Genomic DNA, 14,606 nt, shown 5'->3' with positions numbered 1-14,606 from the left:
CGTGGTGCGTTGCACAAAAAAGCGGCGGGTCGGCAAGTGCGGCCTGTTGATCAAATGTGAAGTTCATCACAAAACGATGTAAATGTTCCCTTAACGGTTGACCCCGCTGGGTGGCGAAAGTCATGGTCGCCGTGATCGCCGTCCGGCGGGATACCAAGGGGACGTTTTCCGTGTCAAAGAGAATTCAGATGAACCGCGCGCTTCGTCGCAGCGCGCTGACCGTGGCCCTCGGCATGTGCTTCGTCGGACCCGTGATGGCCCAGCAGGCCGCCGGTTCGGTGTTCGGCAACGCCGCCGCTGGCTCTACCGTCGTAATCGACAATGCGTCCACCGGCTTCCATCGTGAGGTCACGGTTGGCGCTGACGGAACGTACCGCCTGACTTCCCTCCAGCCGGGCACGTACCACGTCCAGATTCGTGGGGCGAACGGCGCCGCAACCTCTCGCGATGTCGTCGTAAACGCGGGCGTAGGCACCTCGGTGGGCACGACTGCTGCCAACGCCGGCGACGGCGGCTCGCCGACGCTCGGCACCGTGAGCGTCGTGGGCGCACGTGCGGTCAACCCGATCGACGTGTCGTCGACGGAATCCGTCACGATTCTGACGGCTGAACAGATCGCGGCGATTCCGGTTCCGCGCGATACCACCAGCGTCGCGCTGCTGGCGCCGGGCACCGTCCGCGGTGACGCTGTGTTCGGCAACCTGGCGTCCTTCGGCGGTTCGTCGGTCGCGGAAAACCAGTACTTCGTCAACGGCTTCAACATCACCAACTCGTTCCGCAGCCTCAACTTCTCGTCGGTGCCGTTCGAGGCGATCGCCGAGCAGCAGGTCAAGACCGGCGGTTACGGTGCTGAATTCGGCCGCTCGCTCGGTGGCGTGGTCAGCCAGACGACGAAGCGCGGTACGAACGACTTCCACGCCGGCGGCAACGTCTTCTGGTCGCCCGTCGAACTGCGCGCGGACCGTCGCGACGTGTATTACCGCAACGGCGCGTTCCGCGAAGACAACTCGCACGACACCGCCGGCGGCTACGTTGGCTCGCTGTGGGCGAGCGGCGCGCTGGTCAAGGACCGCCTGTTCGCTTACGGCCTGGTGCAGTACAACAGCCAGGATTTCGACACCTTCGGCAGCATCACGTCGTCGACCAATACGACGCAGCACAGCACGCAGCCGTCCTATCTGGTCAAGCTCGACTGGAACATCAACGACTCGAACCTCCTCGAGTTCACGACGTTCTCCGACAAGCGCAACATCGCGACTGACGTCTATCGCAACGCGCTGGGCGTGACTGCGCGCGGTAGCCTCATCGGTACGGACTTCTCCGAACAGGGCGGCGATAACTACGTCCTCCGCTATACGGGCTATTTCACCGACAACTTCACCTTGTCGGCACTGTATGGCCACGGCGAGTTCTCGCGTAGCGAGCATCTGCGCACGGCGAACGGTCTGGACGTTGTGTACAACGGCAACATCAACCAGCCCGCCACGGGCTGTCCGGTCATCACCGACGCCCGCACTGCGGCTCGTCGTGCGGTAACGGGGACGTATACGAGCACTTGCAACATCACTGGCACGTCGATCGATCGCGTCGATTCCGGTGACAAGCGTGATCAGTTCCGCGTCGACGGCGACTGGACGCTCGGTGACCACCAGATCGGTTTCGGCATCGACATCGACGACTACACGTCCATTGCCGGTCAGTCGATCGAAGGCGGCCGCATCTGGCGTTACTCGACGTTGGCGACGGGTCAGGACATCGTGCGCGAGCAGGTTACGACCCAGGGTTCGACGGTCGAAGTCAAGCAGCGCGCGCTTTACGTCGAGGACAACTGGCACATCACCGACAACTTCATGGCGTACTTCGGTGGGCGCTGGGACACGTTCGAGAACCGCAACGGATTCGGCGAGACCTACGTCAAGGTCAGCAACCAGTTCGGTCCGCGCCTCGGCTTCTCGTGGGACGTCAACGGCGATTCGACGTTCAAGGTCTACGGCAACGCAGGCCGGTACGCGCTTCCGCTGACCCCGAGCGTCGCCGTTCGTGGTGCAAGCGCGTCGCTGTTCACGCGTCAGCAGTTCACCTTCACCGGTGTCGATCCGGTCACGGGTGCCCCGATCGGCCTGACGCCGCGCGCTGGTGGCCCGGGCCAGCTGAGCTACATCAACGGTGAGTTCGGTGCGCCGAAGAACCCGGCTACGATCGCCTCGAACAACCTGGAGCCGATGTACCAGGACGAATACATCCTGGGCTTCCAGAAGGCGGTGTCGTCGCACATGAACGTCGGTGCGCGCGGCATCTATCGCAACTTGAAGACGGCGATCGACGACAACTGCGACTACGCGGCGATTCTCGACACCGCCGGCTTTACGCAGCAGTCTGACGGTAGTTGGACCCGTGGCGGGCGCACGGCAGAGCTTCCGGGCGGTGGCTTCCCGTACTGCCGCATGTTCAACCCGGGTGCCGACGCGACGTTCCTGACCGACTTCTTTGGTGACGGCACGCTCGAGAGCACCACCGTGCCCGGCGATGTGCTGTCCCCGAAGGCCCGCCGTACGTACAAGGCGCTGGAACTCTTCACCGACCTCACGTACCAGCACTTCTTCCTGCAGGCCTCGTATACGTGGGCCGAGAGCCGCGGCAACACCGAGGGCGGCGTCAAGTCCGACATCGGCCAGGCCGACACCAGCGTGACGCAGGACTTCGACTACAAGGTGCTGACCGTCGACACGTTCGGCTACCTGCCGAACGATCGCCGCCACACGTTGAAGGTGTTCGGCAACTACGAGTTCAACGACGAGTGGTCGATGGGCGCGAACCTGATCGTGCAGTCGGGTCGCCCGCTCAACTGTTTCGGTACGCTTGATCTCAACCCGGCCGAGCCGGTGTTGAACCCTGCGAACGGCAATGTCGTCACGCAGAACTTCACACCGCATCCGTACGGCTCGTCGTTCATGCGTTGCGCGACCTCCGAGCGCTACGGCGGCGTGCAGGACAGCACCGTCATCCGCTCGCCGCGTGGTACCTCAGGCCGTCTGCCCTGGACCAACAGCATCGATCTGAATCTCGCGTGGCGCCCGGCATTCGTGAAGGGGCTGCAGGTGAAGATGGACGTCTTCAACGTCCTGAATTCGCAGAAGGTGACCAGCGTCAGCGAAGTACAGCAGGACGCGAGCTCGGGTCAGGTTCTCGACACCTGGCTGCTGCCGACCTCGTTCCAGGCGCCGCGTAGCGTGCGCTTCATGGTCCAGTACGACTTCTAAGCTCTCGATTCTCTCGATCCGCAACATTTGGCGGCCGCTACCAGCGGCCGCTTTTTTTTTCGCGGTACGATCGGCGTCGGGGAGGGAAAATGCACGCCGATCGTCAGTGGAAACGTATCAACGGGTACCTCGCAGCCGGAAACGTCGACGCTGCGCGCGTCGCCGTTCTCTCGCTCGTTTCGACTGCGCCGCATACGGTGGCGGCGTGGCGCGCGCTATGTGACATCGAGATTCACCGCGGTCGTTATCGACTTGCGCGCGCTGCGGCGCTTGAGGCGGCGAATGCAACGGTTGCAAGCGGCGATCGTCGGCAACTCGGCTACGTAACGCTCGGGCTGCTGAGCTTCGATGAGATCCATCGCGTCCGAAGCCTGATCGGCGAGTCGGATTGGAACTCCGACGACATCGCGCGTCAGGCGCCGGTGCTCGCGCAACACCTTTCCCTTGCCGGCGCCGATGCGGACGTGCTGCGGTTTTGCGACGCGGTGCGGCCGAAGCTGGCACCGGATGCGCGCCTCGAATACATCGCAGCGCTCGCTGCGCGCAATCTCGGCGAGGCGGACCGTGCCACGGCCTACTTCGAGCGCGCGATCTGGATCGATCCGGCGTTCGCGCCGGCGCACTGGTCGCTCGCGTTCCATCATCCCGTCGGTGAAGCCCATCTGGCCCGCGTGCGCGCCGCGCTCGACCGCGCGTTGCCTTCGTCGGCCGACGCGATCGATCTTCACTACGCCCTGTATCGCGAATGCGAACGGGCAGGGCGCGACGACGACGCGTGGCGATGGCTCGCGGCAGGTATGCGAAAGAAGTCGAAGTCCCTCGACCCGCGGCCGTGGTCCGTGGACGCGCTTCCGGTCAAGCCTGTCGATGCGCCGATCAGTGACGCCGCGAAGCCGGCGATCGTTTTCATTGTCGGCATGCCGCGAACGGGGACGACAGTTCTCGAACGCATCCTCGGCAACCACAGCCGCGTGCGATCCGCGGGGGAGCTCAACGCCTTCCACGCGGCGCTCTGCGAAAGCCACGACACCTTCATTACCGCGCCGAGCACCACGCGGATGCCGCCGCCGGATACGCATCTAGGCGTGGCAGGCGAGTTGTATCGCCGCGCCATCGCGCCGTTCGCTAACGGGGAGAGTGTCGTTGTCGACAAGAACCCGGCGAACTTCCTGTACGCAGCCGCGATCGCGCGCGCACTCCCTGAGGCACGCATCCTCTGCCTGCGGCGCTCGCCGATGGATGCGTGTTTTTCGAACCTGCGCGAGCTGTTCGACGGCGATGCATACGGTTACAGCTACAACATCGCCACGGTCGCATCGCAGTACGCGTGGTTCGACGCCATGCGCAACAGCTTTGAAGCCGCGCTGCCGGGGCGCTTCATGACAGTGTCTTACGAAGCGCTCGTCGCCGACCCTGCCGAACATGCGGAGCGGGTATTGTCGTTCTGCGGTCTCGACTACGAAGAAGGCTGCGAACGTATCGAGAACAACACGACGCCCGTCGCGACGGCGAGCAGTTCGCAGGTGCGCGAGGGCATCCACGCCCGCGGTGTCGGAGCATGGACGCGCTATCGCGGGCTGCTGGAGCCGCTGCAAATCGCGCTCGCCGAACGCGGCGTAGCCCTGTGACCGTGTCACCTGCGAACCGCGCGGCGCTCCGTCGTCATGCGGAAACGTGCGCCGAAGCACGCGACTGGACGGGCGCGATCGATGCGTTCGAGCGCCTGCGCGCGTTGAGTCCGAACGACGCCGACGTGCTGCTGCAGTTGTCGTACATGCACTCGTTGGCGGGGCACTATCGACAGGCGCGATCGTTCGCCATCGACGCGAATGCGTTGAAGCCCGCACGGCCGGAAATCGTCAAGGAACTCGTCGCACGGCTGCGAACGTTCAACGAGGGCGCGGCGTTGCTCGAATGCGCGCAGCGGATGAAGCCGCTGGATCGCGTGCCGATTCCGGTGCTTCTGGCCATCGCTGCACAGCTCAGCTATCTCAATCTCGCAGAGCGGGCAATGCCGTTCCTCGACGAAGCACGCCGAGCGGATCCCGACTATCCCCCTACATTGTTGTCCCGTGCGCAGGTGCTGATCTATCTCGGCCGTTTCGCCGAAGCGGCGACGGATCTGGATCGTTGCGAGCGCCGCGCGCCGGGCGTGCCGCAGCTCTATTGGCTTCGCTCCACGCTGAAGGGCGGCCAGAACGACGAACGCCTTGCGCCGAAGATCGTCGAGGCACTGCAACGCGCCGGGCTAAGCGCCGAAGATCAGGCGACACTGGGCTTCGCATTGCACACGGAACTCGATCGGATCGGCGACTACGGGCGCGCGTGGCAGGCGCTGGAGTTCGCTTGTCGCGCGAAGCGTTCGACGCTCGCGTATCGCCCGGCGGATACGGAAGCTCTCGTTTCGTCGCTCATGCAGGTAAACGCGCTCGGCGGCGGCCCGACGTTATCGACCTCGAAATCCGGCCGCATCCCCGTATTCATCACCGGCATGCACCGCTCCGGCACGACGTTGCTCGAGCAATTGCTCGCGGGTCACCCGAATGTGCACGGTGTCGGCGAACTCTACGTATTTCACCAGCGCGATGCGGTATGCGACGGATCACCACTGTCGCGGCGTCATCGACGCGACGCTGGTCGAACGCGCGCGTAGCATCGACCTTGCCCCGGTCGGTGTGCACTATCTCCAACGAATGGAATGGCGCTTGGGATCGGAGCGCTGGTTCACCGACAAGCTGCCGTCGAACTTCCTCAACATCGGCTACATCGCCAACGCGCTGCCGCACGCCAAAATCCTGCACATGGTGCGCGACCCGGTCGAAACCTGCTTCTCGAACCTGCGCGAGCTGTTTTCCGACGCGAATCCGTATTCGTACGACCTCGAAGAACTTGCGCACTTCCATGGCCAATACCGGCGTCTGATGGCGCATTGGCACCACGCGTTTCCCGGGCGCATCCTCGACGTCGACTACGGACGGCTCACGCGAGAGCCTGAAGTGGTGATGCGCGAGGTCGCTCACTTCTGCGGTCTCGACTTCGATCCGTCGATGACCCATACGCGTGCGTCGAAGCGGAGCGTCGCAACGGCGAGCGCCGTGCAGGTGCGCGAAGGGATCCAGGTGCGCGGGATCCCGAAGTGGGCGCCGTACGAACGACAGCTGCAGCCGCTGATCCGCGCGCTGCAGTCGCAGGACTGATCAGACCGCCAACACCCAAAAGAAAAAGGCCGCGATCGCTCGCGGCCTTTTCGTTACTGCATGCAGCGAATGGTGCTTACGCCAGACCCGCCTGCTTCATCACTTCAGCCGCGAAATCGTCGGTCTGCTTCTCGATGCCTTCGCCGACGGCGAGGCGGACGAAGTTGACGACTTCGGCGCCGGCGGCCTTCACGGCCTGCTCGACGGTCTGGTTCGTGTCGAGCACGTAGGCCTGACCGGTGAGGCAGATCTCGTTGATGGTCTTGTTGACCTTGCCGGAGATCATCTTCTCGAGGATTTCCTGCGGCTTGCCGGTGTCCTTGACCTGCGCGAGGGCGATTTCCTTCTCCTTCGCGACGAACTCGGCCGGAACGTGCGCGGGCGAGATGTACGGCGGGTTCATCGCGGCAACGTGCATCGCGATGCCACGCGCCAGCTCGGCGTTGCCGCCCTTGAGCTCGACGATCACGCCGATGCGGCCACCGTGGACGTAGGCGGCGAGCGTGTTGTCGCTGTCGATGCGGGCCATGCGACGGACCTGAACATTCTCGCCAACCTTCGAAATGACGGCTGCGCGCGCTTCCTCGACGGTCTCGCCCGACGGCAGCTTGGCGGCCTTGAGCGCGTCAACGTCGCTGGCGGCGAGGGCCGCCTGGCCGACGGCGTCGACGAACGTCAGGAAGTTCGCGTCCTTGGCGACGAAGTCCGTCTCCGAGTTCACTTCGACCAGCAGCGCGGTCTTGGCCGTCTGCGCGGCGACGATCTTGCCTTCCGCGGCGACGCGGCTGGCCTTCTTGTCGGCCTTGGCGAGACCGGTCTTGCGGAGCCAGTCGGCCGCCGCTTCGATGTCGCCGTTGTTCTCGGTGAGTGCCTTCTTGCACTCCATCATGCCGGCGCCGGTGCGCTCGCGCAGTTCCTTGACCAGGGAAGCAGTGATCTCTGCCATGGACGTAACCTCATTCTTATGGGGAAGGTGTCCCGCAACGCGGGACGACGCGCAGGCGCCGACGGCGGCTGTCACGTAAAACTCGAAACCGCGGCGGCCACGTCGCGCGTGGCCGCCGGGTAGAACGCCTTACTCCGCGGTCGGCGCTGCTGCGGCAGCCGGTGCGGCGGCGTCTGCAGCGGCCGGGGCATCGGCCTTGCGCGGAGCGGACTTCTTGGCCGGAGCGCGGCGCGGACCCTTGCGGTCCTCGGCGCCTTCAGCACCCTCGGCGCCAGCGAAGTCTTCCTCGCGGACCGCAGCGGCCTGCGGAGCGGCAGCCTTGCCTTCCAGCACGGCTTCGGCGGCGGCGCGGGCGTACAGCTGCACGGCGCGGATGGCGTCGTCGTTGCCCGGGATCGCGTAGTCGACCAGCTCCGGGTCGTAGTTGGTGTCGACGACGGCGATGACCGGGATGCCGAGCTTCTTGGCTTCCTTGATCGCGATGTCTTCATGGCCGATGTCGATCACGAAGATCGCGTCGGGCAGGCGGTTCATTTCCTTGATGCCGCCGAGCGACGCGTCGAGCTTCTCGCGCTCACGGCGCAGCTGCAGGACTTCGTGCTTGACGAGCTTCTGGAACGTGCCGTCGGTTTCCGCGGCCTCGAGGTCCTTCAGGCGCTGCACCGACTGCTTGACCGTGCGGAAGTTGGTCAGCGTGCCGCCCAGCCAACGCTGGTTCATGTACGGCATGCCGCAGAGCTCGGCCGCTTCCTTGATCGACTCGCGCGCGGAGCGCTTGGTGCCGAGGAACAGGACCATGCCGCGGCGCTGCGCGACGCCCGAAAGGAAGTTCATCGCGTCGTTGAAGAGCGGAACCGTCTTCTCGAGGTTGATGATGTGGATCTTGCCGCGGGCGCCGAAGATGTAAGGGCCCATCTTCGGGTTCCAGTAACGCGTCTGGTGGCCGAAATGGACGCCGGCTTCCAGCATCTGGCGCATGGTGATCTGAGGCATTGCAGTAACTCCAGGCAGTGGAACCCGGCCGGCGAAATAGCGGCCACCCGACAATGCGGGCAATGGATTCCGGGGTTGGGCCTCCCTGTCGCTTCCGTGTCCGAACCTCATTCGAGGCACCCCGGCACGGGCGATGGCGACAGGTGTGTATTCGCCCGGGATCCGCTATTGGCGGGGCCCTGCGCCCGGCGTGGGCGGTTCGCGATGGGCTGCGAAGCCGGAAATTGTAACGGGGACGCGGACTTGGAGCAACCGAAGGGATCCCGAGACCCCGCGTCAGAAACCGCCAGCCGATTGGCCCCGACCGAGAAAGCAGGCGTGCACCGCCTTATTCCCGTGCGCCCTGGGCGAGGCCTCCGCGTGGCGCGGCATAATGGCGGGATGCCGATCACCATCAAAACCCCCGAAGACATCGAGAAGATGCGCGTCGCCGGACGCCTCGCCGCGGAAGTGCTGCAGGTCGTCGCGCCGCATGTGAAACCCGGGGTCACCACCGAGGAGCTCGACCGCATCTGCCACGACCACATCGTGAAGGTGCAAGGCGCAATTCCGGCGAACGTCGGCTACAAGGGTTTCCCGAAGACCGTCTGCACGTCGGTCAACAACGTGATCTGCCACGGCATTCCGAGCGTCGGCAAGGTCCTGAAGGACGGGGACATCGTCAATATCGATGTCACCGTCATCAAGGACGGATTCCACGGCGACACGAGCCGCATGTACTACGCCGGCACGCCGTCGGTGATGGCGAAGCGGCTGGTCGACGTCACGCGCGAGGCCATGTTCCGCGGCATCCGCGTGGTGAAGCCGGGCGCGACGCTCGGCGACATCGGCAACGCGATCCAGACCTACGCCGAAGCCGAACGTTTCAGCGTGGTGCGCGAGTACTGCGGCCACGGCATCGGTCGCATCTATCACGAAGATCCGCAGGTGCTGCATTACGGCCAGCCGGGGCAGGGCCTCGTGCTGAAGCCGGGCATGACCTTCACCATCGAGCCGATGATCAACGAAGGCACGCGCCACACGAAGGTGCTGCCCGACGGCTGGACCGTGGTGACCAAGGACCGCAAGTTGTCCGCGCAGTGGGAGCACACCGTCCTGGTGACCGACGACGGCGTCGAGATCCTCACGCGCGTGCCGGGCGACGACAACGACCTATGAGCGACGCCGCGGCCCTCGACGCCGCGTGGCCCGTCACCGATGAGGCGTCCGACGCCGCGTGGATCGCGGCGGCGCGCATGCGTCTTGCCGAACTTGCGGCATCGCTTGCGGCGTCCTTCGATGCAGGCGGTGCGAATGTCGACGTCAGGCCTCTGATCGCGAAGCGCGCCGCCGGTGTCGATGCAATCGTCGTGTCCGCATGGCATCGCGCCGTCGGTGTTGCAGCGGGGGACGGTGACGCGAGTCCGGCGCTGCTGGCGGTCGGCGGTTACGGACGCGGCGAGCTGTATCCGCAGTCGGACGTCGACCTGCTGGTGATGCTGGGCGAAACAACGCAGCCGGCATACGCCGCGTCGATCGCACGCTTCGTCACGTTGTTGTGGGATGCCGGTTTGCCGGTGGGTCATGCAGTGCGTTCGTCGACGCAATGCACCAGCGCTGCGGCCGACGACATCACCGTTCTCACCTCGATGCTGGAGGCGCGCGTGCTGGCGGCGAGCGATGCCGTCGTTGCCCGATTGCAGGACGCGGCCGATCCCTCGCGCACGTGGCCACCGGCCGAATTCTTCGACGCGAAGCGCCGTGAGTTGCGCGATCGACACGCGCGTTTCGGCGACACCGCCGACAACCTCGAACCCAATCTCAAAGAAGGGCCGGGCGGTCTACGCGACCTGCAGACACTGCGCTGGATGTCGCTACGCCTGCTGCACACCGGCGACTTCTCATCGCTGACCACGCTCGGTCAGCTCGGCGCCGACGAGCACGCCACGCTCGAGCGCCAGCACGACGTGCTCGCGCGGCTGCGGTTCGGGCTTCACCTGGTCGCCGGGCGTCGCGAGGAACGCCTGCGCTTCGATCATCAGAAGACGCTCGCAGCACGGCTGGGCTTCGTTGACGCGCCCGGCGCGCTGGCGGTCGAGCAGATGATGCAGATGTTCTATCGCAGCGCCGGCCTGGTGCAGCGCATTGGCGAACGCCTGCTGCAGCGCTTCGAGGAGCAGCTGGAAGGTGAGGGTGCGGTCGAACCGATCGACGCCGCATTCGAATTGCGGCGCGGCTATCTGGCCGCGGCCGCATCGTCATGGCCATCGAACGTCGACGACGTGTTCGCATTGTTTGCCGCGTGGGCGTCGCGACCCGAAGGTGACGACGGAATTCGAGGTCTTCACTCGCACACGGCGCGGGCACTCGCCGAGTTCCTCGACGACATTCCCGCGTTCGACCGCTCGCCAACCACATCGCGTGCGGCATTCATGGCGCTTCTTCGCGGCGCGCAGCCGGTGCGAACGCTCACGCGCATGGCACGGCTTGGCGTGCTCGGCCGCTGGATCCTAGCGTTCGCGAACGTCTCGGGTCGCATGCAGTTCGACCTGTTCCACGTCTACACCGTCGACCAGCACACACTCGCTGTGCTCGCGAACATCGCCGCCTTCGTGCGTGGCGACGACGAGCGCTTCACGCTCGCGCACGAGGTACATCCGCGCCTGCGCAAGCCGGAACTGCTGTTGCTCGCGGCGCTGTTTCACGACATTGCGAAAGGTCGCGGCGGCGATCACTCCGAGCTCGGTGCTGTCGACGCACGCGCGTTCGGTCACGCGATGGCGTTGCCGAAAGGCGATATCGCGACGATCGAATGGCTGGTCGCGCAACACCTGCTGATGTCGGTGACCGCGCAGAAGCAGGACATCGCGGACCCGGATGTCATCCATCGCTTCGCGCAGAAGATCGGCGATCGCGAACGGCTCGATCTTCTCTATCTGCTGACCTGCGCCGACATCGCCGGTACATCGCCGAAGTTGTGGAATGCATGGAAGGATCGGCTGCTTGCGGACCTCTACACGTCCACGCGCCTGGCGCTGCGTCGCGGGCTGGAAAATCCGCTCGCTGCCGACCAGCGCGCACGCGAAACGCGTGCCGCCGCCGCTGATCTGCTTCGCGCTGACAGCATTGATGACGCGGCGATCGACGCGACGTTCGCGCGTATGCCCGAAGTCGGATTCCAGCGCGCACGACCCGATCAGGTCGCGTGGCAGGCCCGGACGTTGCTCGCGCTCGGCACACGCGAAACCGCCGTTGCGGTGCGGTCACTCGGCGATGCCGGCGCGCTTGAAGTCTTTGTGCATTCACCGGATCGGGACGGCCTGTTCGCTGCGATCGTCATCACGTTCGACCGCCTCGGGCTCGCGATCGCACAGGCACGCGTGCTCGACGGCCCCGAAGCGCGCGTCTTCGACAGCTTCGAGGTGCTGCCGTCCGACGCGCGCACGCAGCCGACGCCTGAAGACGTGGCTCGTCGGCTCGAACACGTGCTTGCCGGCCCGCTTGATGAGCTGCGCCCGGCACGTCGCACGCAGCCGCGACACCTCAAACACTTCCGCATCGCGCCGCAGGTCGGTTTCGACCGGCTCGACGCGCGCACGGTGATGAGCCTGGTGTGCACCGACCGCCCAGGCCTGCTCGCTGATGTCGCGCTGGTGCTGCGCGAGCAGGGCATGCGCGTGCACGATGCGCGCGTCGCCACATTCGGCGAGCGCGCCGAAGACGTTTTCCAGATCACGCGTGCGGCGCCCGATGGCACCGACGCACCCCTTGATGAAGCCCACCAGCAGGCGTTGCGCGAAGCGTTGCTCGCCTGCCTCGACGGAGATTGCCCATGAGCCCGACGGCCAAGAAGACCGCCGCCCGCAAGACCACGCGCCGCAAGGCCGCGCCGAAGGGCCCGGGTCGCGACGAGCTGAAGTTCATGATCGACAGCGCGTGGGAGCGTCGCACGATGCTGACCGTCGACGAGATCGATGGCTCGACGCGCCCCACGGTCAACATGGTCATGGATCGCATCGAGTCCGGCGAATTCCGTGTGGCGGAACCGGACGGCAAGGGCGGCTGGACGGTCAACGAATGGCTGAAGAAGGCCGTGCTGCTCTACTTCCGCACGCAGGACATGGAAGTGATCGAGTCGCAGCCCGCGCCGTTCTGGGACAAGGTGCCGGCGCGCTTCAAGGACTTCGGCGAGAACCAGTTCCGCAAGCTCGGCGTACGTGTGGTGCCCGGTGCGATCGCGCGTCGCGGCTGCCATATCGGCAAGGACGTCGTGCTGATGCCGAGCTTCGTCAACATCGGCGCATACGTCGGTGAAGGCACGATGGTCGACACGTGGGCGACGGTCGGTTCGTGTGCGCAGATCGGCAAGCATTGCCATCTTTCGGGTGGTGCCGGCATCGGTGGCGTCCTGGAGCCGCTGCAGGCGACGCCGACGATCATCGAAGATCACTGTTTCATTGGCGCGCGGTCGGAAGTCGTCGAGGGCGTGATCGTCGGCCACCACTCGGTGATCGGCATGGGCGTCTTCCTCGGACAGAGCACGCGCATCTACAACCGCGCGACGGGCGAGGTGAGCTACGGCTACGTTCCACCGGGGAGCGTCGTCGTCTCGGGGCAGTTGCCTTCCGCCGATGGCTCGCATTCCCTTTACTGCGCGGTGATCGTCAAGCAGGTCGACGAGAAGACTCGCGGCAAGACGTCCATCAACGACCTGCTGCGCGGGCTGGCCGACTGACATGGCGACCACGCTCTACGGCCTCGCCAACTGCGACACCTGCAGGAAGGCGCGCAACTGGCTCAAGCGTTTCGACGTCGCGCACGAGTTCGTCGACTACCGTGACGCGCGGCAGTCGCCCGAGACGCTCGTGGAGTGGAAGGACAAGCTGGGCGGCTGGGACGCGATGGTCAACAGGTCGTCGACGACGTGGCGCAACCTGCCGCCGTCGCGCAAAACGCCGGGTTCGGACGCCGAATGGAAGCTGCTGCTGCGCGAGCATCCTCAGCTGATTCGTCGGCCGGTGGTGATGACGGATGACGGCGCTGTGTCGCAGGGTTTTACGGACAACGGGTTCAAGAAGCGTTTTGGAGTTGGATCGTGAGCGACGTGCTCGACCTTACGCGTGCACTGATCGAACAACGGTCACTGACGCCGGACGATGCGGGTTGTCAGGCGTTGATCGCGGCGCGTCTGGAAGTCGCAGGTTTTCGCTGCGAGTCGATGCGCTTCGGCGAGGTCGACAACCTGTGGGCGGTGCACGTCGGCGGCGAAGGACCGACGCTTGTGCTGTTGGGTCACACAGATGTCGTGCCGAGCGGCCCGGTGGACGATTGGACTAGCGATCCGTTCAAGCCGGACATCCGCGACGGCAATCTCTATGGGCGTGGCGCGGCCGACATGAAAGGCAGTGTCGCGGCATTCGTTGTCGCGCTCGAGCGTTTCGCGCGCGAGCAGGCGGGGCATCGCGGCCGTGTCGCATTGCTGCTGACGTCGGACGAGGAGGGCGTCGCGCTCGATGGCGTGCGCAAGGTCGCCGACACGTTCCGTGAGCGCGGCGAGCGCATCGACTGGTGCATCACGGGCGAGCCGTCGTCGAAAGCGGCGCTCGGTGATCTGCTACGCGTAGGCCGTCGTGGAAGCCTTTCGGCGACGCTGACCGTGCGCGGCATCCAAGGCCATGTCGCGTACCCCGAGAAGGCGCGTAACCCGGTGCACGAGGCGATGCCCGCACTCGCGGAACTCACCGCACGCAAATGGGACGATGGCTACGAGACATTCCCGCCGACCAGCCTGCAGATCAGCAACATCCTCGCCGGCACCGGCGCGAACAACGTGATTCCCGGCGAGCTGCAGGCGCTGTTCAACCTGCGCTACAACCCGCACTGGGACGCGGCACGGCTGGAAGCCAAGTGCGACGCGATCGTCGCGCGCCATTGCAGCGACTACACGATCGACTGGCATCGCAGCGGCGAGCCGTTCTACACGCCGGATGGCGAGCTGCGTCGCGTTTGTCGTGAGGTGCTCGGCGAGTTGGCTGGTACAGCGCCCGAAGAGAGCACGGGCGGCGGTACGTCGGATGCACGCTTCATCGCGCCGCTTGGCGCGCACTGCGTCGAGATCGGGCCGGTGAACGCGAGCATCCACAAGGTCGACGAACACGTGTCGGTTGCTGATCTGGAGCGACTGCCGGAGCTGTATTTCCAGCTGATGCAGCGCCTGCTGGGCTGACCTCA

The 14,606-nt window shown here is 65.3% G+C and carries 11 protein-coding genes; 9 read left to right on the top strand and 2 right to left on the bottom strand.

The genetic code is table 11. The annotated features are described in order from the left end of the window. Positions 1-188 precede the first annotated feature (188 nt). The 4 genes from ACVWZN_RS06075 (at position 189) to ACVWZN_RS06060 (ending at position 6,457) form a co-directional block, all read left to right on the top strand. A complete protein-coding gene (locus ACVWZN_RS06075) occupies positions 189-3,260 on the top strand; it encodes a TonB-dependent receptor (protein WP_456953036.1) in 3,072 nt (1,023 codons plus the stop codon). An 89-nt stretch (positions 3,261-3,349) separates the two neighbouring features. Then, the gene (locus tag ACVWZN_RS06070; protein WP_456953035.1) at positions 3,350-4,888 is read left to right on the top strand and encodes a tetratricopeptide repeat-containing sulfotransferase family protein; all 1,539 of its coding nucleotides are present in this window, start codon (positions 3,350-3,352) and stop codon (positions 4,886-4,888) included. A 2-nt stretch (positions 4,889-4,890) separates the two neighbouring features. Then, entirely contained in the window at positions 4,891-5,913 is a 1,023-nt protein-coding gene (locus tag ACVWZN_RS06065) for a sulfotransferase (RefSeq protein WP_456953034.1), read from the top strand. Beyond that, entirely contained in the window at positions 5,813-6,457 is a 645-nt protein-coding gene (locus ACVWZN_RS06060; protein ID WP_456953033.1) for a sulfotransferase family protein, read from the top strand. Before ACVWZN_RS06065 ends, ACVWZN_RS06060 begins: the two co-directional genes overlap by 101 nt. 76 nt (positions 6,458-6,533) lie before the next feature. Here the strand turns inward: ACVWZN_RS06060 and tsf are convergent, their stop codons facing one another. Then, positions 6,534-7,403, bottom strand: a complete 870-nt coding sequence (gene tsf / locus ACVWZN_RS06055; protein ID WP_456953032.1) for a translation elongation factor Ts — start codon at positions 7,401-7,403, stop codon at positions 6,534-6,536. Between the two features lie 129 nt (positions 7,404-7,532). After that, entirely contained in the window at positions 7,533-8,396 is an 864-nt protein-coding gene (gene rpsB, locus ACVWZN_RS06050; RefSeq protein ID WP_027083548.1) for a 30S ribosomal protein S2, read from the bottom strand. A 381-nt stretch (positions 8,397-8,777) separates the two neighbouring features. Here rpsB and map point away from each other — a divergent pair, with 381 nt between their 5' ends. From map to dapE, 5 genes are read left to right on the top strand one after another with little or no spacing between them, the layout of a single operon-like run. Continuing rightward, entirely contained in the window at positions 8,778-9,554 is a 777-nt protein-coding gene (map, locus tag ACVWZN_RS06045) for a type I methionyl aminopeptidase (protein ID WP_027083549.1), read from the top strand. Next, positions 9,551-12,211: a [protein-PII] uridylyltransferase gene (gene glnD, locus ACVWZN_RS06040; RefSeq protein ID WP_456953031.1), complete on the top strand. Its 2,661-nt coding sequence runs from the start codon at positions 9,551-9,553 to the stop codon at positions 12,209-12,211. Before map ends, glnD begins: the two co-directional genes overlap by 4 nt. Further along, positions 12,208-13,110 carry a 2,3,4,5-tetrahydropyridine-2,6-dicarboxylate N-succinyltransferase gene (dapD, locus tag ACVWZN_RS06035; RefSeq protein WP_456953030.1) on the top strand — a complete coding sequence of 301 codons (903 nt, stop codon included), beginning with the start codon at positions 12,208-12,210 and terminating at the stop codon, positions 13,108-13,110. The genes glnD and dapD overlap by 4 nt, the downstream gene beginning before the upstream one ends. A gap of 1 nt (position 13,111) precedes the next feature. Then, positions 13,112-13,474: a Spx/MgsR family RNA polymerase-binding regulatory protein gene (locus ACVWZN_RS06030; RefSeq protein WP_456953029.1), complete on the top strand. Its 363-nt coding sequence runs from the start codon at positions 13,112-13,114 to the stop codon at positions 13,472-13,474. Next, on the top strand, positions 13,471-14,601 hold the full coding sequence (dapE, locus tag ACVWZN_RS06025) for a succinyl-diaminopimelate desuccinylase (protein ID WP_456953028.1): 1,131 nt from the start codon (positions 13,471-13,473) through the stop codon (positions 14,599-14,601). Before ACVWZN_RS06030 ends, dapE begins: the two co-directional genes overlap by 4 nt. Positions 14,602-14,606: the final 5 nt, after the last annotated feature.

Source organism: Lysobacter sp. HA35 (assembly GCF_054061195.1).
This window is presented reverse-complemented; position numbering and strand designations above follow the sequence as displayed.